General features: G+C 66.6%; 20 protein-coding genes. 11 read left to right on the plus strand and 9 right to left on the minus strand.

Features of this window, described 5'->3' with window-relative positions:
* Nucleotides 1-33 precede the first annotated feature (33 nt).
* Together lptG and lptF are read right to left on the minus strand one after the other, a co-directional pair.
* A complete protein-coding gene (gene lptG, locus M2319_RS17510; protein WP_319801795.1) occupies nt 34-1,131 on the minus strand; it encodes an LPS export ABC transporter permease LptG in 1,098 nt (365 codons plus the stop codon).
* Nucleotides 1,132-1,136: 5 nt separating this feature from the next.
* Complete coding sequence (gene lptF, locus M2319_RS17515) at nt 1,137-2,318, minus strand: LPS export ABC transporter permease LptF (protein ID WP_264602759.1); 1,182 nt, start codon at nt 2,316-2,318, stop codon at nt 1,137-1,139.
* 391 nt (nt 2,319-2,709) lie between these two features.
* Between lptF and M2319_RS17520 the strand changes: the two genes are divergently transcribed.
* The 3 genes from M2319_RS17520 to M2319_RS17530 are packed head-to-tail and all read left to right on the plus strand — an operon-like array spanning nt 2,710 to nt 5,372.
* A complete protein-coding gene (locus tag M2319_RS17520; RefSeq protein ID WP_264602760.1) occupies nt 2,710-4,209 on the plus strand; it encodes a leucyl aminopeptidase in 1,500 nt (499 codons plus the stop codon).
* Nucleotides 4,210-4,233: 24 nt separating this feature from the next.
* A complete protein-coding gene (locus M2319_RS17525) occupies nt 4,234-4,683 on the plus strand; it encodes a DNA polymerase III subunit chi (protein WP_264602761.1) in 450 nt (149 codons plus the stop codon).
* On the plus strand, nt 4,680-5,372 hold the full coding sequence (locus tag M2319_RS17530) for a class I SAM-dependent methyltransferase (RefSeq protein ID WP_264602762.1): 693 nt from the start codon (nt 4,680-4,682) through the stop codon (nt 5,370-5,372). The genes M2319_RS17525 and M2319_RS17530 overlap by 4 nt, the downstream gene beginning before the upstream one ends.
* 384 nt (nt 5,373-5,756) lie before the next feature.
* Here the strand turns inward: M2319_RS17530 and M2319_RS17535 are convergent, their stop codons facing one another.
* On the minus strand, nt 5,757-7,658 hold the full coding sequence (locus M2319_RS17535) for an ABC-F family ATP-binding cassette domain-containing protein (protein ID WP_264602763.1): 1,902 nt from the start codon (nt 7,656-7,658) through the stop codon (nt 5,757-5,759).
* A gap of 69 nt (nt 7,659-7,727) precedes the next feature.
* A complete protein-coding gene (locus M2319_RS17540) occupies nt 7,728-8,237 on the minus strand; it encodes a DinB family protein (RefSeq protein WP_264602764.1) in 510 nt (169 codons plus the stop codon).
* Nucleotides 8,238-8,495: 258 nt separating this feature from the next.
* Between M2319_RS17540 and ndk the strand changes: the two genes are divergently transcribed.
* A complete protein-coding gene (gene ndk / locus M2319_RS17545) occupies nt 8,496-8,918 on the plus strand; it encodes a nucleoside-diphosphate kinase (protein ID WP_264602765.1) in 423 nt (140 codons plus the stop codon).
* Nucleotides 8,919-8,997: 79 nt separating this feature from the next.
* On the opposite strand, the gene M2319_RS17550 is transcribed toward ndk, so the two are convergent.
* Nucleotides 8,998-10,014: a TerC/Alx family metal homeostasis membrane protein gene (locus M2319_RS17550; protein ID WP_264602766.1), complete on the minus strand. Its 1,017-nt coding sequence runs from the start codon at nt 10,012-10,014 to the stop codon at nt 8,998-9,000.
* A 258-nt stretch (nt 10,015-10,272) separates the two neighbouring features.
* On the opposite strand from M2319_RS17550, the gene M2319_RS17555 reads away from it, so the two are divergent.
* Together M2319_RS17555 and M2319_RS17560 are read left to right on the plus strand one after the other, a co-directional pair.
* Entirely contained in the window at nt 10,273-12,378 is a 2,106-nt protein-coding gene (locus M2319_RS17555) for a molybdopterin-containing oxidoreductase family protein (protein ID WP_264602767.1), read from the plus strand.
* A 111-nt stretch (nt 12,379-12,489) separates the two neighbouring features.
* A complete protein-coding gene (locus M2319_RS17560) occupies nt 12,490-12,795 on the plus strand; it encodes a hypothetical protein (protein WP_264602768.1) in 306 nt (101 codons plus the stop codon).
* A 30-nt stretch (nt 12,796-12,825) separates the two neighbouring features.
* Here the strand turns inward: M2319_RS17560 and purN are convergent, their stop codons facing one another.
* Nucleotides 12,826-13,503 (minus strand): phosphoribosylglycinamide formyltransferase, encoded by a 678-nt coding sequence (gene purN, locus M2319_RS17565; protein ID WP_264602769.1) that lies wholly within the window; start codon nt 13,501-13,503, stop codon nt 12,826-12,828.
* Nucleotides 13,500-14,609: a phosphoribosylformylglycinamidine cyclo-ligase gene (purM, locus tag M2319_RS17570; protein WP_264602770.1), complete on the minus strand. Its 1,110-nt coding sequence runs from the start codon at nt 14,607-14,609 to the stop codon at nt 13,500-13,502. Before purM ends, purN begins: the two co-directional genes overlap by 4 nt.
* Nucleotides 14,610-14,821: 212 nt before the next feature.
* Here purM and M2319_RS17575 point away from each other — a divergent pair, with 212 nt between their 5' ends.
* From M2319_RS17575 to M2319_RS17595, 5 genes are all read left to right on the plus strand, one after another.
* Nucleotides 14,822-15,406, plus strand: coding sequence for a CDP-alcohol phosphatidyltransferase family protein (locus M2319_RS17575; RefSeq protein ID WP_319801796.1), 585 nt, complete (start codon nt 14,822-14,824; stop codon nt 15,404-15,406).
* Nucleotides 15,403-16,488 carry an AI-2E family transporter gene (locus M2319_RS17580; RefSeq protein ID WP_264602771.1) on the plus strand — a complete coding sequence of 362 codons (1,086 nt, stop codon included), beginning with the start codon at nt 15,403-15,405 and terminating at the stop codon, nt 16,486-16,488. Before M2319_RS17575 ends, M2319_RS17580 begins: the two co-directional genes overlap by 4 nt.
* A complete protein-coding gene (locus tag M2319_RS17585; protein WP_264602772.1) occupies nt 16,485-17,213 on the plus strand; it encodes an HdaA/DnaA family protein in 729 nt (242 codons plus the stop codon). The genes M2319_RS17580 and M2319_RS17585 overlap by 4 nt, the downstream gene beginning before the upstream one ends.
* 67 nt (nt 17,214-17,280) lie before the next feature.
* Nucleotides 17,281-19,482: an RNA degradosome polyphosphate kinase gene (locus tag M2319_RS17590; RefSeq protein ID WP_264602773.1), complete on the plus strand. Its 2,202-nt coding sequence runs from the start codon at nt 17,281-17,283 to the stop codon at nt 19,480-19,482.
* Nucleotides 19,479-20,996 carry a Ppx/GppA family phosphatase gene (locus tag M2319_RS17595; RefSeq protein WP_264602774.1) on the plus strand — a complete coding sequence of 506 codons (1,518 nt, stop codon included), beginning with the start codon at nt 19,479-19,481 and terminating at the stop codon, nt 20,994-20,996. The genes M2319_RS17590 and M2319_RS17595 overlap by 4 nt, the downstream gene beginning before the upstream one ends.
* A 13-nt stretch (nt 20,997-21,009) precedes the next feature.
* Here the strand turns inward: M2319_RS17595 and rnd are convergent, their stop codons facing one another.
* Both rnd and M2319_RS17605 read right to left on the minus strand, forming a co-directional pair.
* Complete coding sequence (rnd, locus tag M2319_RS17600; protein ID WP_264602897.1) at nt 21,010-22,200, minus strand: ribonuclease D; 1,191 nt, start codon at nt 22,198-22,200, stop codon at nt 21,010-21,012.
* Nucleotides 22,201-22,311: 111 nt separating this feature from the next.
* On the minus strand, nt 22,312-23,544 hold the full coding sequence (locus M2319_RS17605) for an MFS transporter (protein WP_264602775.1): 1,233 nt from the start codon (nt 23,542-23,544) through the stop codon (nt 22,312-22,314).
* Nucleotides 23,545-23,774 lie beyond the last annotated feature (230 nt).

The raw sequence follows: 23,774 nt of genomic DNA on the forward strand, positions 1-23,774 counted from the left end.
TCCCCATTGCGCCGTGTCCGGATGCCCTAGTGATCAACCGTCCTCCCGATACAGCAACACAGTAAAACCCAACAAGGTGGCGATCATTCCCGGCGTCCACGCGGCAACGCTCGGCGGCACGATTCCCGCACCGCCGAGGCCCTTGGCGAATTCCGTCACCACATAAAGCACGAAGCCCGCAACGATTCCACCTAGAATCAGGCGTCCAACTCCCCCTGACCGGGTGAAGCCGAGCGATACCGTTGCGGCCACCAGGACCATTGCGACAAGAAGCAGCGGCCTGGCGAGAAGCATTTGATATTGCAACCGATATTGGTATGCGGGCAGACCCGCGTTCTGGGCCAGCCGGATGAAGGCGGGCAGCTCCCAGACCGAGATCGTGTCGGGCTTGGTGAGGCTCTGGCGGACCTGCGCCGGGTCGAGATAGGTCGACAGGATATAGGACTTGTAGCTGACCGGATCGGCGCCGAGCCGATGCACCGTCGCGTCCTTCATATCCCATCGTCCTTCGCCCAGAAACGCGTCCTTGGCGTCGATGCGCTGCAGGTAGTGGCCCTTGTCATTGAAGGTGTAGACGGTGACGCCGACCAGATGGGTGCCCTGCTTGAGGGCGTATTCGGCGTGCAGCACCGATTCGCCGTCGGTCCCGCTCTGGCGCAGCCAGACCGCCCCGGTGGTCTGCAGCACCACCCGCTGCTCGTTGCCGAACAACAGGATGCCGATCTCGTCGGAGCGCTCCTTCAGCATCGCCGAGATCGGGTTGAAGACGGCGACGCTGAAAAGGCCGATGACCAGCACGGTGATCAGCGCCGGCGCGGTGAACTGCCACACCGAGATGCCGGCCGCGCGCGAGATCACCAGCTCAAGCCGCCGCGACAGGCCGACGAAGGCGGCGATCGCCCCGAACAGCGTCGCAAACGGGATCGCCTGTTCCACGAGGGAGGGCACGCGGAAGGCGGACATGGCGAGCGCCCGCCACAGCGTGAAGGCCTCCTTGTCGGCGGTCCGGCGCACGACCTCCAGGAAGTCGGCCATGAAGATCAAAAGGGTGACGAGGAGGAAGAGGCCGACGATCCACTTGGCGAACCGCAGGGAGAAATAGCGCAGCAGCGTCGGGCCAACCATCATCATCGCCGTCACCCCCGCGCCGACGGGCTGGCGGAGAACCGGCGGGCGAGGCGCGCCGTTGCCTCGTAGAGCAGATCGCCGAGCCGGCTCAGGACACGCGGCAGGACCGGCCGGGTCTCCGTGGCGATGTAGACATAGGCGACGGCCGCCGCCGATATCGGCACCAGATAGACGAACGGAACCGCCAGCGCCGAGCGCACGGCGAGGTTGGCGCTGAAGAACCCGAGGAGGCGCAGGAGGAGGCAGATCGTCAGGATCATGGCGACGCCGACGCCGCGGCTCTGGCGGGTCGTGCGCGCCTCGCCGAGAAACAGGAACGCGATCAGCGCAAAGGCGATCGGGTAGAGGGGCTGGGACAGGCGGTCGTGCAGGTCGCTGCGCATGCGGCCGAGATTCTTGGCCACATAGGCATCGCTCGTGTCCGGCGCGAGCAACTCCGACAGCGGCCGCTCGCTCGCCTTGTAGACCGGGTCCCGGTCCTCGGTCGTCAGATTGGTGAGATCGAACCCGTAGGCCTCGAACTCGACGACGGAGAGGTCGCCATCGGCGGTGCGGCGTTGGATGGTGCCGTCGTTCATGACGATCACGGTGCGCCCGAACGCTTCCAGGATCTGGCCGCGTTCGGCGAGATAGGTGAAGGCCTCGTCGGCCTCGCGCCGGTCGTCGAGCAGGATGCCCTTCAACGAGCCGTCGCCGACCCGGTCGCGGATGTGGAAGGTGAGGCCGTCCTCGATCTCGATGAACCGTCCCGGCTTGACGATGTTGGCGACGAGGTCCGCGCGCACCTTGGTCAGTTCGGTGCGCAGCAACCGCATCCCGGCCGGCGCGATCACCGTCGACAGCGCTGCCGCCGTCAGGCTGACGACCACGGCGAGAATCACGAACGGACGCAGCAGCACGGAGGGCGGGGCGCCGGTGGCGTTGATGACGACCAGCTCGCTGTCGCCGTTCATCTGGTTGAGGACGACGACCATGGCGATGGCGAGCGCAAACGGCATGATCAGGAGCAGAAGCAGGGGCAGGGCGAGCACGGTGATTTCTAGGAACACCCAGAGGGTCTGTCCCTTAACGGTGACGAGGTTGAACTGCCGCAGCGCCTGAGTCGTCCAGACGACGCCGGCAAGCGAGACCGTCGTTCCGACGAAGGCGATCGTCAGCCGCCACAGGACGTAACGCTCAAGTACCCTCATGCACCGTGTCCGGAGGCCGGCCGTTGCCGGTCCGGAAGCCTTCCCCTTGTTGCCGCACCGCGGCCGGTCTCACCGTCCGCCAGGATTGTTGCCCAAGAATGGCTAATAGGATGCGAAAATGTAAGGTTAATCAGGTCTTTCCGCCGCTGCCTCCGCCGCTTCGCCGCCTCCTGTGGCGTTCCCGCATCGTTTTCGCGGCAAATGCCGGGCGGCAGTGTCCGAAAGCTTGGGAGCAAAAGGCGCCTATTCCTCGTATCCATGAAGCCCGGTTAGGACGGCAGCAAGGCCGATTCGTGTCCGCGACTTGCCGTTGGCGCCGCGGCGCGCCATCTTTGCCTCTTCGGGCCGGTGTTCCGCCGGCCACCAACAGCCCTCCTTTTTGAGCGATACCATGGCAAAACTCCCCAGCTTCTCCTTTTCCAAACTGGCCGCGCCGAAAGCCGGCGTCGCGGTCGTTTTCACCGACGATGCGCTTTCCCTCGGCTCGATCGGCGCCGAACTCGATTCGGCAAGCGACGGCCAGATCGCCCGCGCCTTCAAGGCGGCGGATTTCAAGGGCAAGGCCCGCAGCACGCTTGACCTGGTTGCGCCGTCGGGGCTGGCCCTCGACCGCATCGTCGTCGTCGGGCTCGGCAAGCTGGACGAAGTGCCGGACGAGCAGGACTGGATGAAGCTCGGCGGCGTCATTTTCGCCAAGCTCTCGACGCTCGGGGCCGAGGCCGCCGACATCGTGGTCGAGGCGCCGACGGGCAAGGAAATCGCGACGGATGCCGGAGCGGCCATTGCCGCCGGCATGAAGCTGAGGGCCTACAAGTTCGACGCCTACATGACCAAGAAGGACGACGACGGCGCCAAGCCGCTCGCCAAGGTCCAGGTGCTGGTGGAGGACACCCGCAAGGCCAAGAAGGCCTGGGGAATGCTCGACGCGGTGACCGACGGCACCATCCTTGCCCGCGACCTCGTCAACGAGCCGGCCAATGTGCTCGGCCCGGAGGACTTCGCCAAACGCGCCAAGAAGCTGGAAAAGCTCGGCGTTGAGGTGGAGATCCTCACCGACAAGGACATGAAGAAGCTGAAGATGGGCGCGCTTCTCGGCGTTGCCCAGGGCTCGGCCCGCCCGGCCCGCATGGCGATCATGCGCTGGAACGGCGGCAAGGCCAAGGACGCCCCGGTCGCCTTCATCGGCAAGGGCGTCGTCTTCGACACCGGCGGCATTTCCATCAAGCCGGCCGGCGGCATGGAGGACATGAAGGGCGACATGGGCGGCGCCGCCGCCGTCACCGGCCTGATGCATGCCGTTGCCGCGCGCAAGGCCAAGGTCAACGTCGTCGGCGTTATCGGCCTCGTGGAAAACATGCCGGACGGCCTTGCCCAGCGGCCGGGCGACATCGTCACTTCCATGTCGGGCCAGACCATCGAGGTCATCAACACCGACGCGGAAGGCCGGCTCGTGCTCGCCGATGCGCTCTGGTACTGCCAGGACCGCTTCAAACCGCGCTTCATGGTCAATCTGGCAACGCTGACAGGCGCTTGCATCGTCGCCCTCGGCCACGAGCGCGCCGGGCTCTTTTCCAACGACGACGACCTCGCCGCGGCGCTCTCCTCGGCCGGCGAGACCACCGGCGAGAAGCTCTGGCGGATGCCGCTCGGCAAGGAATACGACAAGCTGATCGACACCAAGAACGCCGACATGAAGAACACCGGCGGCCGCTGGGCCGGCTCGATCACGGCGGCGCAGTTCCTGCAGCGCTTCGTCAACGACGTGCCCTGGGCCCATCTCGACGTCGCCGGCACGGCCATGGGCTCGCCCAAGAGCGACATCAGCCAGGGCTGGGCCTCCGGCTTCGGCGTCCGCCTGCTCGACCGGCTGATCGCCGAGAACTACGAATAGGGCGGGGCGGACGCCGGTGCGCCGATGACCGAGGTGCTGTTCTACCATCTGGAGCGCCGGGGGCTCGACGACGTGCTCCCCGGCCTCCTGGAGAAATGCCTGGAACGCGGCTGGCGCACCGTGGTGCAGACTGGCTCGCGCGAGCGCTGCGAGGCGCTGAACCAGCGGCTCTGGGACTATCGCGACGACAGTTTTTTGCCGCACGGCAGCTCCGGCGACGGCTTCGACGCCGACCAGCCGGTCTACCTCACCGATGCGCCTGACAATCCGAACGGCGCCACGGTGCGTTTTCTCGTCGACCGCGCCGATCCGCCGGATCTTGCCGCTTACGAGCGTGCCGTCTTCGTCTTCGACGGCCGCGACGCCGACGAATTGGCCGACGCGCGCGCGCGCTGGAAGGCGGTGAAGGCCGCCGACTTCGACCTCACCTACTGGCAACAGTCCGAAAGCGGGCGCTGGGAGAAGAAGGCATGAGCGACGATTTCGAAGCCCGCCGTTCTGCTGCCCGGGACCGGCTGTCCCACGAGGCCCAGGACGGCAGGACAATCGACGAGCGCCACGCCTTCTTCGAGGCGGTCTATGAGGGCGCCCACCACGATCCGGCGGCTGTGCCGTGGGCCGAATTGCAGCCCAAGCCGGCGCTTGCCGACTGGCTGTCCCGCCTGCCGGAAGGCGAGCGGCAGGGCCGCGCCGTCGACGTCGCCTGCGGCCTTGGCGACAATGCCGTGGCCCTCGCCGATGCCGGCTTTGAGACCGTTGGCTTCGATTTCGCCGAGCACGCGATCTCCTGGGCGCGGGAGCGGTTCCCCGGGGCCGGCGTCCACTTCCGGCTCGCCGACCTGTTCGATCCGCCGGCGGAATGGGTCGGCGCCTTCGATCTCGTCCACGAGTGCTACACCATCCAGTCGTTCCAGGATGACCTGCGCGAGGCGGCCTTTGCCGCCGTCGTCGATCTCGTCGCCCCCGGCGGCCGGCTCCTGGTGATCGCCCGCACGAGGCCGGAGGACGCCGCCCCGGTGGGCCCGCCGGTGCCCTTGACACCGTCGGAACTCGCCCGCTTCGAGGAGCTCGGTTTAAGGCGCGTCTGGTCCGAGGATTATGTGATCACGCGGCCCGACAAGAGCATTCCGCACACGATTGCGGAATATCGGAAAGAGAAATAAAAACAGAATAATAAATAATTTTTCTAATGTTATATATCAGCCTTCGCCGTCGGACGGCGTTGGAGCTCAAATGCGGTCACCTGCCGCTCACTCAGTCGTCATCCCGGGCTTGACCCGGGACCCATTGCCCATCTCCACACGGTATGCCGCTGGCGGGCAGGGGGGGCGCTCGCGTTGGAGCACGGCCTGCTACGGACCCTTGACGGCATACCTTGTGGAGATGGGCAATGGGTCCCGGCTCTCCGCTTCGCTCCGGCCGGGATGACGGGGAGGGGTTGGGCAGGGCAGTGACAAACCTCAGCCGCCATCGCGAGCGCAGCGAAGCGATCCAGGGGTGGCAAGTGAGGGCCGTGGCTTGCACGCGGGCCCGAGGTGCCGCCGCCCCTAAACCTCTGCCATCGCCTCTTCGTAGTCCGCCGATTTCTCCAGCCAGGTTTCCTCCGTCGCCGCAAGGCGGGCGGCCGTATCGGAGCGTTCCTTGGCGAGGCGGGCGCCGGCGTCGGGGTCGCTGGCGAAGAGGTCCGGGTCGGCGAGGCGCCGGTCGAGGTCGGCGATCTTGGCGTTGAGTTTTTCGATATCCTTTTCCAGCCGGTCGATGTCCCGCTTCAGGGGCGCCATCTCTGCCCGGCGGGCGGCCGCGGCCTTGCGCTTTTCCTGGCCGGTCAGCTTGTCGCCGTTTGCCTCGGCGCTGCCGTTGCCCTTCGAGGCGTCGCCCTTGTCGGGCTTCTTCAGCACCTGGCGACGGTAGTCCGCCATGTCGCCGTCGAAGGCTTTCACGGTCCCGTCCGCCACCAGCCACAGCCGGTCGGCGGAGGACTCGATCAGGTGCCGGTCGTGGCTGATGATGAGGACCGCGCCGGAATAGGCGGCGAGCGCCTGGACGAGGGCTTCGCGCGCATCGACGTCGAGATGGTTGGTCGGCTCGTCGAGCACCAGCAGATTAGGGCCGGAAAACGTGGCAAGCCCGAGCAGGAGCCGCGCCTTCTCGCCGCCGGAAAGGTCGCCGGCGGGCGTCTCCATCCGGTCGGTCGGCAGCCCGAAGCGGGCGACCCGCGAGCGCACCTTCGGCTCCGGCGCTTCCGGCATCAGCGCGCGCACATGGTCGACGGCCGACTGGCTCGGCACCAGTTCGTCGAGCTGGTGCTGGGCAAAATAGGCGACATCCAGCTTCGGCGCCGTGGTGATGGTGCCGGACTGCTCTTTCAGGCGCCCGGAAATCAGCTTGGCGAAGGTCGACTTGCCGTTGCCGTTGGGGCCGAGGAGGGCGATGCGGTCGTCGTCGTCGACCCGAAGCGACAACCCCTTCAGGATCGCCTTGCCGGGCTCGTAGCCGACGGCGACGTTCTCCATGGCAATGATCGGCGGCGAGAGCTGCTTGTCCGGGTTGGGGAACTCGAACGGACGCAGGCTGTCGTCGACCATCGCCGCGATCGGCTCCAGTTTCGCGATCATCTTCAGCCGCGACTGGGCCTGGCGCGCCTTGGAGGCCTTGTAGCGGAAGCGCTCCACGAACGCCTCCATGTGCTTCTTCTGCGCCTCGGCCTTTTCCCGCGCCTTTTCGTTGAGGAGCATCTTTTCGCGGCGCTGGCGCTCGAACTGGTCATAGCCGCCGCGATAGGAAAAGAGCTTCAGGGTCTCCAGATGGAGGATACCGTCGACCGCGGAGTTGAGGAGGTCCCGGTCGTGGCTGATGAGCAGGACCGTGTGCGGGTAGCGCGCGATATAGGCCTCAAGCCACAGCGTGCCTTCCAGGTCCAGATAGTTGGTCGGCTCGTCGAGGAGCAAAAGGTCGGGCGCGGCGAACAGCGCCGCGGCGAGCGCCACGCGCATGCGCCAGCCGCCGGAAAAGTCCGAGCAGGGCCGCTGCTGGCCCGCCTCGTCGAAACCGAGGCCGGCAAGGATGGTGGCGGCCCGCGCCTCCGCGCCATGGGCATCGATGTCGGCAAGCCGCGTATGGATGTCGGCGATGCGGTCCGGGTCGGTGGCGGTCTCGGCCTCCGCCATCAGCGCGGCACGCTCGGTGTCGGCGGCGAGAACGAAGTCGATCAGCCGCTCCGGCCCGCCCGGCGCCTCCTGGGCGACGCCGCCGATGCGCGCGCCCTTGCGCAGCACGATCTCGCCGCTCTCCGGCGCAACGTCGCCGGCAACGAGGCGGAACAGCGTCGTCTTGCCGGTGCCGTTCTTGCCGACGAGGCCGATCTTGGCGCCGTCCGGAATCCGCGCCGAGGCGGCGTCCAGAAGCATCCGGCCGGCGATCCGGTAGGTGAGGTCTGTGATGCGCAACATGACGCGCTTGGTGACCTATTTCAGGTCCCAAGGCAAGGGCGCGGAGGTAGCGGCAGGCGGGAAGGGCGATCAGTCCTCTTCGGTCGCCGGCGCCTTGTGGAAATGGATGATGTCGATCGGCCGCGGGCTCTTGCCGAACTGGCGCAGGCACAGATGGATCTGCGAGCGGTGGTGCGTCTGGTGTGTGAAGAAATGGGCGACCGCGACCGGGAACGGCCGGGAGGTCACCGACGGCCGGCGTGCGGTGCGGAACAGGAGCTCGCGGTGAATGTCGTCCTTATCGAGGAGCTGGAAGAAGGCGATGATCCGCTCGTCGAGCACGGCGCGCGCCTCGCGAAGGTCATTGAGGTCCTCGAACAGGATGTCCTCATAGGTCTCGAGCGGCTCGCCCTCGCCGGTGAAGCGGTGCAGCCAGATCGTGTCGGTGGCATAGAGGTGGTTGAGGGTCGCGTGCACCGAGCCGAACACCGCGTTCATGTCGCGGTGGTATTCGTGGTCGGTCAGCGTCGCGCAGTCGTCGAGGAGGCGGGCATTGGCCCAGCGGCCATATTCCGCGTTCATCAGGAAATAGTCTTTCATCGAGGTCTCTCCGCTGCACGGGCCTAGCGCATCGCCGATCGTCGGGGAGACAATAGGGGATTGGTCCCGTCGAGGGGAAGGAAAAGGGATAGCGGCTTTACCGGATTGCGTCGATCCGCCGCTCGGTTCCCCGGATGCTGCAACGGGCGGTTATGCTGCGGGCTTGCGGGAAGCTGGCGCCGTCGCTATACGTCCGGCGACCTTTTTGAAGGCTGACGCCACATTCCCCCATCGAGATTTCAAGGAAAGGATCCGGAGATGGCGATCGAACGCACCTTCTCCATGATCAAGCCGGACGCCACCAAGCGCAACCTCACCGGCAAGATCGTCGACCGTCTGGAGAGCGCGGGCCTGCGCGTCGTCGCGCAGAAGCGCATCTGGATGTCCCGCCGCGAGGCCGAGGGCTTCTACGCGGTCCACAAGGAGCGGCCGTTCTTCGACGAGCTGTGCGAGTTCATGAGCTCCGGCCCGACCGTCGTGCAGGTGCTTGAGGGCGAGAACGCCATCGCCAAGAACCGCGAAGTGATGGGCGCCACCAACCCGGCCGAGGCCGCGGACGGTACCATCCGCAAGGATTTTGCGGAATCGATCGGCGAGAACTCCGTGCACGGCTCCGACGGCCCGGACACGGCCAAGGAAGAGATTTCTTACTTCTTCGCCGCGACGGAAATCGTCGGCTGAACCAGCGTCTCGCTGTCAGGAATTTCGGAACGGGCCGGCCGCTGCGCCGGCCCGTTTTGCGTTCCGGCAACGGCCGGCGTTACTCGTCGCGGACCGGCTGGGTCTTCGGCGCCGGCATCTCGTTGCTCTCGCAGGCTTGCCTGCCGCGGATGGCCGAGAGCGCGAAGGCGCCGCCGAGGATCGCCACGGTGACGATGAGACAGAGCACCGGATCGACCTTGCCGATCAGATGGTCCCAGACGATCTTGCCGCCGATCAGCACCAGGATGGCCGAGAGCGCCGGCTTCAGGTAGCGGCACTTGGAGATCAGCGCGTCGACGACGAAGAAGAGGGCGCGGAGCCCCAGGATCGCGAAAATGTTGCTGGTGTAGACGATGAAGACGTCCTGGGAGAGGGCGAGGACGGCCGGGATGGAATCCACCGCAAAGGCGATGTCGGCGCCCTCGATGATGACGAGGGCGAGGAACAGCGGCGTTGCCTTGATGGCCGTTCCGGAGGCCGATCTCGGGTCGGGCTCGCGGGCAAAGAACCGCTTGCCGTGGATGGTCTTGGTCACCGGCAGGTGGCGGATGACGAAGCGGACGATGCGGTTGCGCTCAAGGTCGGGCTCGTCCTCCTCCTGCATGAACAGGAGCTTGATGCCGGTGAAGACGAGGATGGCAGCAAAGATCAGCAGCAGCCAGTCGAAGGAGGCGACCGCCGCCGTGCCGGCAAAGATCATGATCGCCCGGAAGACGATGGCGCCCAGAATGCCCCAGAACAGCACCCGGTGCCGGTGTTCCGGCGGGATCGCGAAATAGGTGAAGATCACCGACATCACGAAGACGTTGTCGATGGAAAGGCTCTGCTCGATGATCAGCGCGGTGAAGAACAGCGCGCCCGCATCGGTGCCGAACTCCAGCCAGACCCAGACGCCGAAGGCAAAGGCTATCGAGCCGTAGAGGCCGACGAGGAGGAGGCTGTCCTTCAGCTTGATGGCGCGGGCCTGGCGGTGCAGATAGCCGAGGTCAAAGACGAGGATCGCCGACACGACCGCAATGAACACCGCCCATTCCCCGGCGGTGACATCGGCTGCGATCGAGTTGGAGAAATTCATTGCGTCCCGTCGGGTTCGGGGTGTCAGCTTGCCGGAGCCTGCCGGATGAAAGACCGCACGGCGGCGGCATACGTCCTAGGTTGTTGCGCCGCGCCTCCGTTTCAAGCGCATTTGCCATCCATTTTCAACAAAACGGCGTTTCGAAAGACCCTTTGACGCGATATCACTTGTCCGATCCCGCATGTGTCGGCGCTCATTTGTGGAGCAGCCGGCCGCGGCCGGGGCGCTTGCCGGGCCGCACGCCAATCGGAGGCCGAGATGCCGAGCGAGACCTTTCCCCGGACGGTGCCGTCCGCCTGTCCCCACGACTGCCCGTCGACCTGCGCGCTGGAGGTGGAGGTGCTGGCGCCGGACCGGATCGGCCGGGTGCGCGGGGCATCCGACAATCCCTATACGGCCGGCGTCATCTGCGCCAAGGTCGCACGCTACGCCGAGCGGCTGCACCATCCGGACCGGCTGGCAAAGCCGCTGCGCCGCGTCGGCGCGAAAGGCGAGGGGCGGTTCGAGGAGATCTCCTTCGAGGCCGCCCTCGACATCACCGCCGAAGCGCTCCTGAAGGCGGAGAGCCGGCACGGCCCGGAGGCCGTCTGGCCGTACTATTACGCCGGCACCATGGGCCTCGTGCAGCGCGACAGCATCTTCAGGTTCCGCCACGAGAAGCGCTATTCGCGGCAATACGACACGGTCTGCTCCATGGCCGCCCAGACGGGCTATGCGGCGGGCACCGGCCGGGTCGCCGGCCCCGACCCGCGCGAGATGGCGAAATCCGACTGCGTCGTCATCTGGGGCACCAATCCGGTCGCCACCCAGGTCAACGTCATGACCCATGCGATAACGGCCAGGAAGACGCGCGGGGCGAAGATCGCCGTCGTCGACATCTACCGCACCGAGACGGCGAAGCAGGCCGATCTTGCGCTCGTCATCCGGCCTGGCACCGATGCGGCGCTCGCCTGCGCCGTCATGCACATCCTCTTTCGCGACGGCCATGCCGACCGGGACTATCTTTCCCGCTACGCGGACGCGCCGGAGGCCTTCGAGGCGCATCTGGCCGGCAAGACGCCGGAGTGGGCCGCGGATATCTGCGGCGTCACTGTCGAGGAGATCGAGGCTCTCGCTGCGCTGGTCGGGGCTACCAAAAAAACCTATTTCCGCACCGGCTATGGCTTCACCCGAGGCAGAAGCGGCTCCGTCTCCATGCATGCGGTGATTTCGATCCCGACAGTGACCGGCGCCTGGGCGTATGAAGGCGGAGGCGCTTTCCTCTCCAACGGCGCCATCTTCAAGCTCGACAAGTCGATGGTCATGGCAACCGAGCTTCTGGACACCTCGGTGCGCAATCTCGACCAATCGCAGATCGGCCGTGTCCTGACCGGCGATGCCGAGGCGCTGCGCGGCGGCCCGCCCGTCGAGGCGCTCTTCATCCAGAACACCAACCCGGTCTGCATCGCCCCGGAATCGGCACGCGTCCGGGACGGCTTCCTGCGCGAGGACCTGTTCACCTGCGTCCACGAGCAGTTCCTGACCGATACCGCGAAGATGGCTGACATCGTGCTGCCGGCAACCATGTTCCTGGAGCACGACGACATCTACCAGGCCGGCGGCCAGCAGCATCTCCTGTTCGGCGGAAAGCAGGTCGAGGCGCCGGGGGAGTGCCGCTCCAATGTCGAGGTCCTCGCCGGCCTTGCCGAGCGGCTCGGCCTCGAACATCCCGGCTTTGCCATGACCGCCCGGGAGCACATCGACTGGCTCTTGCAGCACTCCGGCCTCGGGACGCTGGAAGAGCTGGAGGAAAACCGCTGGATCGACTGCCAGCCGGCGTTCGAGCGCGCGCATTTCACCGAGGGCTTTGCCCATCCGGACGGCAAGTTCCATTTCCGGCCCGGCTGGGACAATGTCCATTTCGGCCCGGCCGAAGGCCTTCACGGCGCCTGGGACGCGCTGCCGGAATTTCCCGATTTCGTTCCGGTCATCGAGACCACGGACGACGAGCACCCGTTCCGGCTGGCGACGTCCCCCGCGCGCTCCTTCCTCAACACCTCCTTCACCGAGACGCCGTCCTCCAAGAAACGGGAGGGCCGTCCGGAAGTGATGGTCCACGAGGAGGACGCCAAGGGCACAGGCATTGTCGACGGCGACCTCGTCATCCTCGGCAACGGCCGCGGAACGGTGCGGCTCCACGCCCGCATCGCCGATGCGGTGAAGCCGGGCGTCCTCATCGTGGAGAGCATCTGGCCGAATGGCGCCTTCGTCGACGGCATCGGCATCAACGTGCTCATCGGTGCCGACCCGATCGCGCCCCATGGCGGCGCGCCGTTCCACGATGCCAAGGTGTGGCTGAAAAAAGTCGTCGAAAAAGCGGCCTGAGGCGTTTGCGAACCGGTAACCGGTGCCTACCTTAGGGGCTCCGGAGGCGCTGTGGCATGTCGCGCTTCCGGGGATAGGATTCTGGAACGCAACCGGAAGAAGGAGCGGTGGATGCGGCTTTCCCTGTTGGCATTGGGCGGCGCGGCTGTTGTCGGGCTCGCCCTCATCGGCGCCCAAGACGAGGCCCGGGCGGCCGGACGCGAGGACCTTCGCGTCAAGATGGTCGATGAATGCGTGTTCGATCTTTGGAAACGGCCGGACCAGCGGGAATCGGCGGCGACCCGCTGCAAATGCGCGGCGAGCTCTGCCGTCAAGACGCTGTCCGCGGCCGACATCGCCGACGAGCCGTTCTTCGGCGACGGGCTGACCTCGACCCAGAGCGATGCCCTGAAGGCCTCGCTGCAGTCCTGCAAGTAACCATCCCGGACATGGGGACGGCCGCCGCGGTCATCGCCCGTTGGAAACGGAACCTGCTTTCGGCCAGACGAGGGCCGGCGGCGTTGCGTCCTCTTCCGGCTCGACGATGACCCGGTCGCCGACGACCCGCGTGCGCCCGCTGGCAACGAGCGCCAGGGCCGCCGGGTAAAGCTCGTGCTCTGCCGCGAGCACCCGGGCGGCGAGCGTCTCCTCCGTATCGCCGGAAAGCACCGGCACCGCGCCTTGCGCGATCAGCGGCCCGGCATCCATCTCCGGGCGGACGAAATGGACGCTGCAGCCATGCAGCTTGACGCCGGCCGCGAGCGCCCGGACGTGGGTGTCGAGACCCTTGAAGGACGGCAGCAGCGAGGGGTGGATGTTGATAAGCCGGTCGCGCCACTTTTCGGCAAACCCTGACGTCAGCAGCCGCATGAAGCCGGCAAGGCAGACGAGGTCCGGATCGAACGATTCGATCGCCGCGCTGAGCTTTTCTTCGAACGCCTCGCGGCCGTCGAAATCCTTGTGGTCGACGACCGCCGTCGCAATTCCGGCGGCCGCGGCGGTCTCCAGTCCCGCCGCATTCGGCCGGTTGGAGAGGACGGCGACGATCTCGGCCGGATAGGCAGGGTCCTTCGCGGCCTCGATGAGCGCGGCCATGTTGGAGCCGCGCCCGGAAATCAGCACGACGACGCGGGCACGTTTCGTCATTGCGCGGAACCGGTTTCCGGAAAGGAGAGGGCGCCGTCATAGAGGACCGGAACGCCCGCTTGCGCGTCCGGCCCGCCGAGGCAGCGGCCGATCACCTCGGCCCGCTCGCCGGCGATGGTCAGCGCTTCCAGCACGGCATCGGCGGCGCCGGGCGCAACCACCATGACCATGCCGACGCCGCAATTGAAGGTCGTCAGCATCTCGTCCTCGGCGATGGTGCCGAGATCCCTTAGCCAGGAAAAGACGGGAAGGACCGCCACGCGGTCGAGATCGATCCGCGCCGTGATTCCCTCCGGCAGCACCCGCGGCAGGTTCTCCGTCAGCCCGCCGCCGGTGATATGGGCGAGCGCCTTGACGCCGCCGGAAGCGGCATGGATCGCGGCCAGCGCGGAGCGCACATAGATGCGCGTCGGCTCCAGCAGCGCTTCGCCGAGGCTGCGCGAGGGATCGAAGGGGGCAGGATCGTCGAAGGAAAGCCCGTTGTCGGCGACGATCTTGCGCACCAGCGAAAAGCCGTTGGAGTGGACGCCGCTGGAGGCAATGCCGATGAGGACGTCGCCCGATTCGATGTCGGTGCGCGGCAGGAGCGCGTCGCGCTCTGCAGCACCGACCGCAAAGCCGGCCAAGTCGAAATCCTTGGCCGCATACATGCCCGGCATTTCCGCCGTCTCGCCGCCGATCAGCGCGCAGCCGGCCTGGCGGCAACCCTCCGCGATTCCTTCGACGACACTCGCCGCTTCGTCCGTCTCAAGCTTGCCGCAGGCGTAATAGTCTAGGAAGAACAGCGGCTCGGCGCCCTGGACGACGAGGTCGTTGACGCACATGGCGACGAGGTCGACGCCGACGGTCGAAAGCTGTCCGGTCTCAATCGCGATCTTCAGCTTGGTGCCGACGCCGTCCGTGGCGGCGATCAGGACGGGGTCTTTCAGGCCCGTTGCGGCCAGGTCGAAAACGCCGCCGAAACCGCCGATGGAGCCGTCCGCACCGGGGCGCGCGGTGGAGCGCACGGCCGGGCCGATCGCCTTGACGAAGGCGTTGCCGGCCCCGATATCGACCCCTGCGCCGGCATAGGTGTAGGGGCGCTTGCCCCGGCTCGTCTCGCTCATGGCGTCTGGCCGATCCTTGCTGTTGCGCGTTATCGTCGCCGGCCCAAAACAATTGACGCGGCGCCGGGCATCCAAACATATGCTGCCTGGAAAGCAAGCCGCAGATGCACTTTCCCGCCGGCCGCCGTCAAGGGCCTGGCGCGCGGGAGATGAGGGGGCGCAAGGGCGGTGCGGGAGGGGCGGGCGCAAGGCGCCGCAAGGCAGTTGCAGTAATGGATCATGAACACAGCGGATTGACGGTTCCGAACCTGATAACCGTCGCACGGCTCTTCCTGGTGCCGGTGATCGTCTGGCTGATCGGGACAGAGGCCTACGCCGCAGCATTCTGGCTGTTCGTCATCGCCGGCGTCTCCGACGGCGTCGACGGCTTCATCGCCCGCCATTTCGCCTCGCGCTCCGATCTCGGCGCCTATCTCGACCCGATCGCCGACAAGGCGCTGCTGGTCTCCATCTATATCGCGCTCGCCATGGTCAACGAGATCCCGTTCTGGCTGGTGATCGCCGTGGTCAGCCGCGACGTCCTCATCGTCGGCGGTGTCATGCTATCCTGGATGATGGACCGGCCGGTGCCGATGCAGCCGCTTTTGGTCAGCAAGGCCAACACGGTGGCGCAGATCGTGCTCGCCTCCGTGGTGCTCGCCGATCTCGGCCTTTCTTCCGAACTGACGCCGATTCGCAACCTTATGGTCATTGTGACCGCGTTCTTGACACTTCTTTCAGCCGTGGCATATCTCGTTGAGTGGCTGCGGCACATGACCGACGGCGACGATCACGGGCAAGGGGAGCACACATCTTGAGCCTCGGTCGCCAGGTCAGTTTCTGGGTCATCGCGCTCGCCGTCACCGTCCTCGTCCTCTGGGTGCTTCGCGGGATCCTGCTGCCGTTCGTCGCCGGCATGGTGCTCGCCTACCTGCTCGATCCGGTCGCCGACTGGCTGGAAAACCACGGCATCGGGCGGCTGTTCTCCACCGTCATCATCCTCGTCTTCTTCATCATCGGCTTCGTCCTGGCGCTGGTCATCTTCGTGCCGCTGCTCGGCCACCAGCTCTCCGGCTTCGTCGCCAACCTGCCGAGCTATGCGGAAAAGCTGCAGGGGCTTGCGGCCAATTTCCTGGACGGCAGGGCGGCGGAAACCCTCGGCATCACCACCGGCGACCTGCAGGGCCAGCTCGGCGACTTCGTCAAACAGGGCGCAAGCTGGCTCGCCAGCCTCGCCAAGTCGCTGTGGAGCGGCGGCCAGTCGCTGCTGTCCGTGCTGTCCCTCCTGGTGGTGACGCCGGTCGTCGCCTTCTACATGCTGAACGACTGGGACCGCATGGTCGCCACGGTCGATTCCTGGCTGCCGCGCCAGCATCGCGACACCATCCACCGGCTGGCCCGCGACATGGACGCCAGCATCTCCGGCTTCATGCGCGGCCAGATGATGGTCTGCGTCATCCTCGGCACCTATTACAGCGTCTCGCTCAGCGTCGTCGGGCTCAATTTCGGCTTCCTGATCGGCATCATCGCCGGCATCATCAGCTTCATTCCCTATGTCGGCGCAGCGGTCGGCTTCGTACTGTCCGTCGGCGTCGCGCTGATGCAGTTCTGGCCCGACTACACGATGATCGCCGTCGTCGTCGGCGTCTTCGTCGTCGGCCAGTTCCTGGAAGGCAACATCCTGCAGCCGAAGATGATCGGCGAGAGCATCGGCCTGCACCCGGTCTGGCTGATGTTCGCGCTGTTCGCCTTCGGCTCCCTGTTCGGCTTCGTCGGCATGCTCTTGGCCGTCCCGGTCGCGGCCATGGTCGGCGTGCTCGCCCGCTTCGCCATCGAGCAGTACCTGCAGAGTTCCCTTTACCGCGGACCGCCGGGCGCGGGCGGCGGGGAAGGGGAGTGAGCGTGGTCAAACGCCGTCCCGACGAGGCCGCGCAACTGCCTCTGCACTTGCCCCACGAGGCGTCCTTTGCCCGCGACGACTTCCTCGTTGCCGACTGCAACCGCGCCGCCTTCGAGCTTGTCGAGCGCTGGCCGGACTGGCCCTCGAAGCTGGTGGTTCTGGCCGGGCCGACCGGCTCCGGAAAATCGCACCTCGCCGACATCTGGCGGGAGAGGACCGGCGGCACGGTTGTTTCTGCCGATGCCCTGTCGCGCACCGATCCGCTGCGCCTCGTCGAGGCCGGCGCCATCGCGATCGAAGATGCGGACGGCGCCACCGGTTCTGCCGGGCGTTGCGACGACACCGCACTCTTTCATCTCCTCAACGCCGCACGGGCCGCCGGCGCCCATGTCCTCATCACCTGCCGGCACTGGCCGGAGGCCTGGGGCATCCAGCTTGCCGACCTGAAATCGCGGCTGCGGGCGGCAACGCCTGTGGAAATCGGCGAGCCGGACGACGACCTCATCCGCCGCGTGCTTGTCAAACTGTTCGCCGACCGTCAGATTTCCATCGATGCCGCGGTCGTCAACTACCTCCTCGTGCGCATGGAGCGGTCGCTGGCGACCGCCAGCCGCCTGGTCGCAGAACTTGACCGCGAGGCGCTGGCGCGCGGGCGCGCCGTCACCCGGCCGATCGCGGCCGATGTCCTTGCCCGCCTGTCGCACGGCAACGGCACCGAGCTGTAGAGCCACTGCGACGAAACGGTCATATTGACCGGGTAACGGACAGGGATTGCGCGCAAAGGAGAGATCGATGGCCCTTGACCAGACAGCACCGCCGGCGTCCGTTGCCGAGGAACAGCCCCGCGAAGACGCCGAGGCGCTGAAGACCTCGCCGAAGCGGTTTGTCAACCGCGAGCTCTCCTGGCTGCAGTTCAACCGCCGGGTCCTGGAAGAATCCGACAACGCCAGTCACCCGCTGCTGGAGCGGCTGCGGTTCCTGTCGATCTCGGCCAACAACCTCGACGAATTCTTCATGGTCCGCTTCGCCGGCCTCAAGGGCCAGCAGCGCGAGAAGATCGAGACCCTCAGCGCCGACGGCCTGACGCCGACCGAGCAGCTCAACCTGATCACCCAGGAGGTGATGCGCCTGCAGACCGAGCAGCAGGAGCGTTGGGCGGTGTTGCGCCACGAGATCGGCGAGGCCGGCATCGACATCGTCGACGAGGCGGACCTCAGCGACGCCGACATCGACTGGCTCGACGAGTGCTTCCTGACCAGCATCTTTCCGGTGCTGACGCCGCTCGCCATCGATCCGGCGCACCCGTTCCCGTTCATTCCGAATCTCGGCTTCTCGCTGATCCTGGAGCTGGAGCCGACGGGCGGCGGCGAGATGATGATTGCGCTCTTGCGCATCCCCCACAAGCTCGACCGGTTCATCTCCCTGCCGCAGGACGACGCCGGCCCGGTCCGGTTCGTGTCGCGCGAGACCGCGATCAGCCTGTTCACCGCCCGCCTGTTCCCGGGCTACGAGGTCCGCGGCAAGGGCTCGTTCCGGGTCATTCGCGATTCGGAAATGGAAATCGACGAAGAGGCGGAAGACCTGGTGCGGCTGTTCGAGACGGCGCTGAAGCGGCGCCGCCGCGGCTCGGTGATCCGGCTGGAGATCGACCAGGCAACGCCGGAGGGCCTTCGCGCCTTCGTCGCCCAGGCGCTCCAGGTGACGGCGGAGGATATCTTCGACGTCAACGGCGTGCTGGCGCTCAATGAGATCTCCCAGCTCCTCGACGTCGACCGCCCGGACCTGAAGTTCACGCCCTTTGCGGCGCGCTTTCCCGAGCGCATCCGCGAGCATGGCGGCGACTGCTTCGCGGCCATCCGCCAGAAGGACATCGTCGTCCACCACCCCTACGAATCCTTCGACGTGGTCGTCCAGTTCCTGAAGCAGGCGGCCGAAGACCCGGACGTCATGGCGATCAAGCAGACGCTCTACCGCACGTCGAACGACTCGCCGATCGTCAAGGCGCTGGCGGAGGCAGCCGAGGCCGGCAAGTCGGTGACGGCGGTGGTGGAGCTGAAGGCGCGGTTCGACGAGGAGGCCAACATCAAATGGGCCCGCGACCTGGAACGGGCCGGCGCCCAGGTCGTCTACGGCTTCCTAGAGTACAAGACCCACTCCAAGCTTTCCATGGTGGTGCGAAGGGAAAGCGGCCGGCTCGCCACCTACTGCCATATCGGTACCGGCAACTACCACCCGATCACGGCCAAGATCTACACCGACCTGTCGTTCTTCACCGCCGATGCGGTGACCGCCCGCGACGTTGCGCGGGTCTTCAATTTCATCACCGGCTACGCCATGCCGGACCGGCTCGACCGCCTGACCGCGTCTCCGGTGCTGATGCGCAAGACGCTGACCGAATGCATCGATGCGGAGATCGCCCACGCCAAGGCCGGCCGGCCGGCGAAGATCTGGGGCAAGACCAACTCCCTGGTCGACCCCAAGATCATCGACAAGCTCTATGAGGCGAGTTCGGCGGGCGTCGAGATCGTCATGGTCGTGCGCGGCATCTGCTGCCTCAGGCCGGGCGTTCCCGGCATGTCGGACAACATCCGCGTCAAGTCGATCGTCGGCCGCTTCCTGGAGCACAGCCGCATCTACTGCTTCGGCGCCGGCTACGGCCTGCCGTCCAAGGAATCGCTGGTCTATATCGGCTCGGCCGACCTGATGCCGCGCAACCTCGACCGGCGCGTGGAGGTGCTCGTCTCCATCACCAATCCGACGGTGCACGAGCAGGTGCTCGACCAGATCATGGGCGCCAATCTGCGCGACAACGAACAGAGCTGGTGGTTGCTGCCCGATGGCAGCCACCAGCGCATCGAACGGGCGGAAGGCGAGGAACCGTTCAACGCCCACAAGTATTTCATGACAAACCCCTCCCTGTCGGGCCGCGGCAGTGCGATCACCCTGCATTCGCCGAAACCGTTCGCCCGGCGCAAGAAGCGGACATCCAGTTGAGTCCAGACCAAGCTCAGGCCCAGGGCCGGCTCCACGACACCGACCCGGTGGGCATCATCGACATCGGGTCCAATTCCGTCCGGCTCGTCGTCTACGAGCGGCTGACCCGCTCGCCGACGGTGCTGTTCAACGAAAAGGTGCTGGCCGGCCTCGGCCGCGGCGTCGGCGTCACCAACCGGCTGGCGGACGACAGCGTCGAACGGGCGCTGGCCGCGCTCCGGCGCTTCCGGTTCCTCGCCACCCAGGCCGGCGCCGAGACGCTCTATGTGCTGGCGACGGCCGCCGCCCGGGAAGCCGAGAACGGCCCGGACTTCATCCGCGAGGTGCAGAAGATCACCGGCGCCAAGGTCGAGGTCCTGTCCGGCCGCGACGAGGCGGAGAGGTCGGCCTACGGCATCATCTCCGGCATCTGGCGCGCCAACGGCATTGCCGGCGATCTCGGCGGCGGCAGCCTGGAACTGGTCGACGTCCGCGGCGAGGAGATCGGCGACGGCCGCACCTATCCGCTCGGCGGGTTGCGCCTGCAGGACGCGGCGGAGGATTCGGTCCGCAAGGCGGAAAAGATCGCCGCCGACGCGCTCGACGGCTGCTCGCTGCTCGATGGCGGCGCCGGCCGCGCCTTCTACGCCATCGGCGGCACCTGGCGCTCGCTCGCCCGGCTCTACATGTTCGAGACCGGCTATCCGCTGAAGGTGATGCACCACTTCGCCATCCCCGCAGGCGAGGCACTCGACTTCTGCCGCAAAGTCGCGCGCGAGGACCTCGCAGGGTTCGAGCACATAGACGTCATCTCCCGCTCGCGCCGGGCGCTGTTGCCCTATGGTGCGGCAGTGATGGAGCAGATCATCCGGCGGGCCCAGCCGACGGAAGTCGTCATGTCCGCCCTCGGCGTCCGCGAGGGCCATCTCTACAAGCTGCTCTCCAAGAAGGAGCGGGCGCGCGACCCGCTGATTGCGGCGAGCGAGGAGCTGGCGATCCTGCGCTCAAGGTCGCCGAGACACGCCGGCGAACTCGCCGACTGGACCGGCCGCCTGTTCGAGGTGCTGGAGGTGGAGGAGAGCGCCGACGAGCGTCGCCTCAGGACCGCCGCCTGTCTCCTCGCCGATATCGGCTGGCGCGCCCATCCCGACTATCGCGGCGAGCAGAGCCTCAACATCATCGCCCACGCCGCCTTCATCGGCATCGACCATCCGGGCCGGGCCTATCTGGCGCTCGCCAATTTCTACCGCCATGTCGGGCTGATCGAGGAAGAGCTGTCGCCCTGGATACGCAAGCTGGCAACGACCCGGCTGATGGAGCGGGCCCGCATCCTCGGCTCGGCGTTCCGCGTTGCCTACCTGATTTCCGCGGCCATGCCCGGCGTCATGCCGAAGACGACGGTGCGCCGCCGCAACGGCGAGCTGGTCCTGGAACTGCCGAAGGACATCGCCGACCTCGACGGCGAGCGGCTGCGCAAGCGTTTCAGCCAGCTCGGCCGGCTGATGGAACTATCGGCCGACGTCGAGATCGCCTGAGGGCCGGCCCGGCCTACTTCCCGGCGCGCAGCTTTTCGCGGGGGATGCGCTTGCCGTTGCGTTCGGTCGCGATCACCCGCCGCCCGTCGAAGGCGAGCGCCATCTTGCCCTGCTTCAGCGCCAGCGCCGTCTCGCCGAAGAGCTCGCGCCGCCAGCCCTTGAGGGCGGCAACGTCGGCATCGTCGTCGGCGGCGATCTTTTCCAGGTCGTCCACCGTGGCGATGATCTTGGCGGCAACGCCGTTCGCCTCGCTGACGAGCTTCAGGAGCACCTTCAGGAGATCGACGGCAGCGCTCGATCCGTTCGGCGTCGCCTTGCCCTTGGGGATCGCCGGCAGGTCCTTGTCGGGGATCGCGTGCGCCGCCTTCACCGCCTCCAGGATGCCGCCGGCCGCGCGCGAGCGCTCAAAGCCGTTCGGCGTCGTTCGAAGCGCCCCCAGCGCCTGCGGCGTCGTCGGGTGCTGGGCAGCGATCTCGTAGATCGCGTCGTCCTTGATGATGCGGTTGCGCGGCACGTCGCGCTTTTGCGCCTCAAGTTCGCGCCAGGCAGCGACCGCCTGCATGACGGCGAGGTCGCGCGGCTTGCGCACCCGCATCTTGAGCCGCTTCCAGGCGTCCTCCGGATGCAGATTGTAGGTGCCGACGGAGGTCAGCACCTGCATTTCCTCATGCACCCAGTCCGCCCGGTGCTGCTCTTCCAGATTGGCCTTCAGGAACTGGTAGACGTCGCGCAGATGGGTGACGTCGGCGAGCGCGTAGGTGAGCTGCTTGTCGCTGAGCGGGCGCCGGCTCCAATCGGTGAAGCGGTGCGACTTGTCGATCCTGGCGCCGGTGACCTTGTTGACGAGCTGGTCGTAGCTGATCGAGTCGCCGAAGCCGCAGACCATCGCCGCGACCTGGGTGTCGAACACCGGATCCGGCAGGAAGCCGCCGAGGTGGTGGATGATCTCGATGTCCTGGCGCGCGGCGTGAAAGACCTTCATCACCGCGTCGTTGCGCATCAGCTCGAAGAACGGTTCGAGGTCGAGATCGGGGGCGAGCGCGTCGACGAGCACGGCATGATCCGGGCTCGCCATCTGGATGACGCAGAGCTTGGGCCAGAAAGTGGTTTCGCGAAGGAATTCCGTGTCGACGGTGACGAAGTCGGAGCGGGCGAGTTCGCGGCAGCTTTCCGCCAGTTTTTTTGTTGTTATGACGATGTCCATGAGGTTGCTATAGCCCAGCCGGCGGCGCTTGTCTGCCACTCTGATTAAGTCGCGCAGCTATACGCCGCAGTTTTTTGCCGAATCGGCGCGTGCAGCGGGCCGGCGAGGCACTCAGTGGCGCCTCCTGGCCGCGCGGCGGGCAAGCCGGACCATCGACGGCGAGGTTCTCAGCAGCGAAACGAATCGCACCCGCCGCGATGCCGGCGAGGGCGGGGTCGATATCAGCCGCATCAGGCCGACGGCGATCAGCGAGCCGTGCAGCACGCTGGTATAGGTGAAGAAGGCCGGGCCACCGAACCGTTCGATGATCGCCGAGGCCGCTGCCGGGCCGACCGAGGCGCCGATCGAATAGAAGAAGGTGAGGCCGGCCGAGACGAGGATGTAGTCGTCGAAGGAGGCCCGGTCGTTGGCGTGGGCGACGGCCAGCGAATAGAGCGGCATGGCAAAGGCGCCGAAGAAGAACGCGCCGGCATAGACCCTGAGCGGCGTGTCGCCGTCGACGACGGTGAGGTAAAGGCCGGCGACGGTTGCCCCGGCGGTGGCGAAGAGGATCGCCCAGCGCCGGTCGATGCGGTCGGATGCCCAGCCGAGCGGATATTGCAGGATGCTGCCGCCGAAGATGCCGGCGGCCATGAACAGGGCGATGCCGGAAAGATCGAGGCCGATATCGCGCGCATAGAGCGGACCAACGAGCCGGAACGCGCCGTTGGTGAGCCCGATGGTGACACAGACGCTGCAGGCGAGCGGCGACAGCCGCCAGATCAGCGGCAGGTCGAAGCGGAACGCCTCCGGCGGCTTCGGCTGCGAGCGGTCGCCGAGCGAGACCGGCACCAGCGACAGCGCAAAGAGGATCGCCATGATGGCGAAGATCGTGAAGCCGCCGACGCCGGTGGCGCCGATCAGGAACTGGCTGCCGGTGACGACGAGCATGTCGATGATGCGGTAGACGGCAAGCAGCCTTGCCCGGCTGGCATCGTCCGCGCGCTGGCTGAGCCAGCTCTCGATGACGGTGAAGAGCCCGGAAAAGCAGAACCCCATGATGAAGCGCACGACGAGCCAGACGACCGGGTCGGGCGCCATCACCAGCACCAGCGTTCCGGCGGCGGCGATCGCGGCGAGGGCGGAAAAGACGCGGATATGCCCGACAGCCTGGACGAGGCGCGGCCCGTAGATGCAGGCGGTGATGAAGCCGACGAAATAGGCGGTGCCGATGAGGCCGACCGAGGTCGTGCGGAACCCTTCCTCGACCGCGCGAAGGGCGATCAGCGTGCCCTGGATGCCGTTGCCGGCCAGCAGGATCGCGGCAGCAAGCAGGAGTGGGACGAGGGCGGAAAGGTTTTTCATCGGGTAGGCCAGGGGACAGGGATGCCGCTTCGACAACCTTGGGGACGGCGCAAAGGGATAGCAAGCAGGAACGGCAGCGCTCGGCAGAAGGCGACATATTTTCGCCCAAAGCATGGCCACGGACGTCAAAGCCGGCACCAGGGCGCGCGACTTGACAAATCACATGGCCCATGCGCTTTTCGGCGCCGGTTTGCGGCCCTGTCGGTAGGCCCTTGCGGCCGGCCCTTTCG

Origin of the sequence: Rhodobium gokarnense, from assembly GCF_025961475.1 — a bacterium.
Classification (GTDB): domain Bacteria; phylum Pseudomonadota; class Alphaproteobacteria; order Rhizobiales; family Rhodobiaceae; genus Rhodobium; species Rhodobium gokarnense.

Coding starts and splice junctions, on each gene's coding strand:
- lptG (WP_319801795.1), bottom strand. CDS start 1,131: ATGATGATGGTTGGCCCGACGCTGCTGCGCTATTTCTCCCTGCGGTTC.
- lptF (WP_264602759.1), bottom strand. CDS start 2,318: ATGAGGGTACTTGAGCGTTACGTCCTGTGGCGGCTGACGATCGCCTTC.
- M2319_RS17520 (WP_264602760.1), top strand. CDS start 2,710: ATGGCAAAACTCCCCAGCTTCTCCTTTTCCAAACTGGCCGCGCCGAAA.
- M2319_RS17525 (WP_264602761.1), top strand. CDS start 4,234: ATGACCGAGGTGCTGTTCTACCATCTGGAGCGCCGGGGGCTCGACGAC.
- M2319_RS17530 (WP_264602762.1), top strand. CDS start 4,680: ATGAGCGACGATTTCGAAGCCCGCCGTTCTGCTGCCCGGGACCGGCTG.
- M2319_RS17535 (WP_264602763.1), bottom strand. CDS start 7,658: ATGTTGCGCATCACAGACCTCACCTACCGGATCGCCGGCCGGATGCTT.
- M2319_RS17540 (WP_264602764.1), bottom strand. CDS start 8,237: ATGAAAGACTATTTCCTGATGAACGCGGAATATGGCCGCTGGGCCAAT.
- ndk (WP_264602765.1), top strand. CDS start 8,496: ATGGCGATCGAACGCACCTTCTCCATGATCAAGCCGGACGCCACCAAG.
- M2319_RS17550 (WP_264602766.1), bottom strand. CDS start 10,014: ATGAATTTCTCCAACTCGATCGCAGCCGATGTCACCGCCGGGGAATGG.
- M2319_RS17555 (WP_264602767.1), top strand. CDS start 10,273: ATGCCGAGCGAGACCTTTCCCCGGACGGTGCCGTCCGCCTGTCCCCAC.
- M2319_RS17560 (WP_264602768.1), top strand. CDS start 12,490: ATGCGGCTTTCCCTGTTGGCATTGGGCGGCGCGGCTGTTGTCGGGCTC.
- purN (WP_264602769.1), bottom strand. CDS start 13,503: ATGACGAAACGTGCCCGCGTCGTCGTGCTGATTTCCGGGCGCGGCTCC.
- purM (WP_264602770.1), bottom strand. CDS start 14,609: ATGAGCGAGACGAGCCGGGGCAAGCGCCCCTACACCTATGCCGGCGCA.
- M2319_RS17575 (WP_319801796.1), top strand. CDS start 14,822: ATGGATCATGAACACAGCGGATTGACGGTTCCGAACCTGATAACCGTC.
- M2319_RS17590 (WP_264602773.1), top strand. CDS start 17,281: ATGGCCCTTGACCAGACAGCACCGCCGGCGTCCGTTGCCGAGGAACAG.
- rnd (WP_264602897.1), bottom strand. CDS start 22,200: ATGGACATCGTCATAACAACAAAAAAACTGGCGGAAAGCTGCCGCGAA.
- M2319_RS17605 (WP_264602775.1), bottom strand. CDS start 23,544: ATGAAAAACCTTTCCGCCCTCGTCCCACTCCTGCTTGCTGCCGCGATC.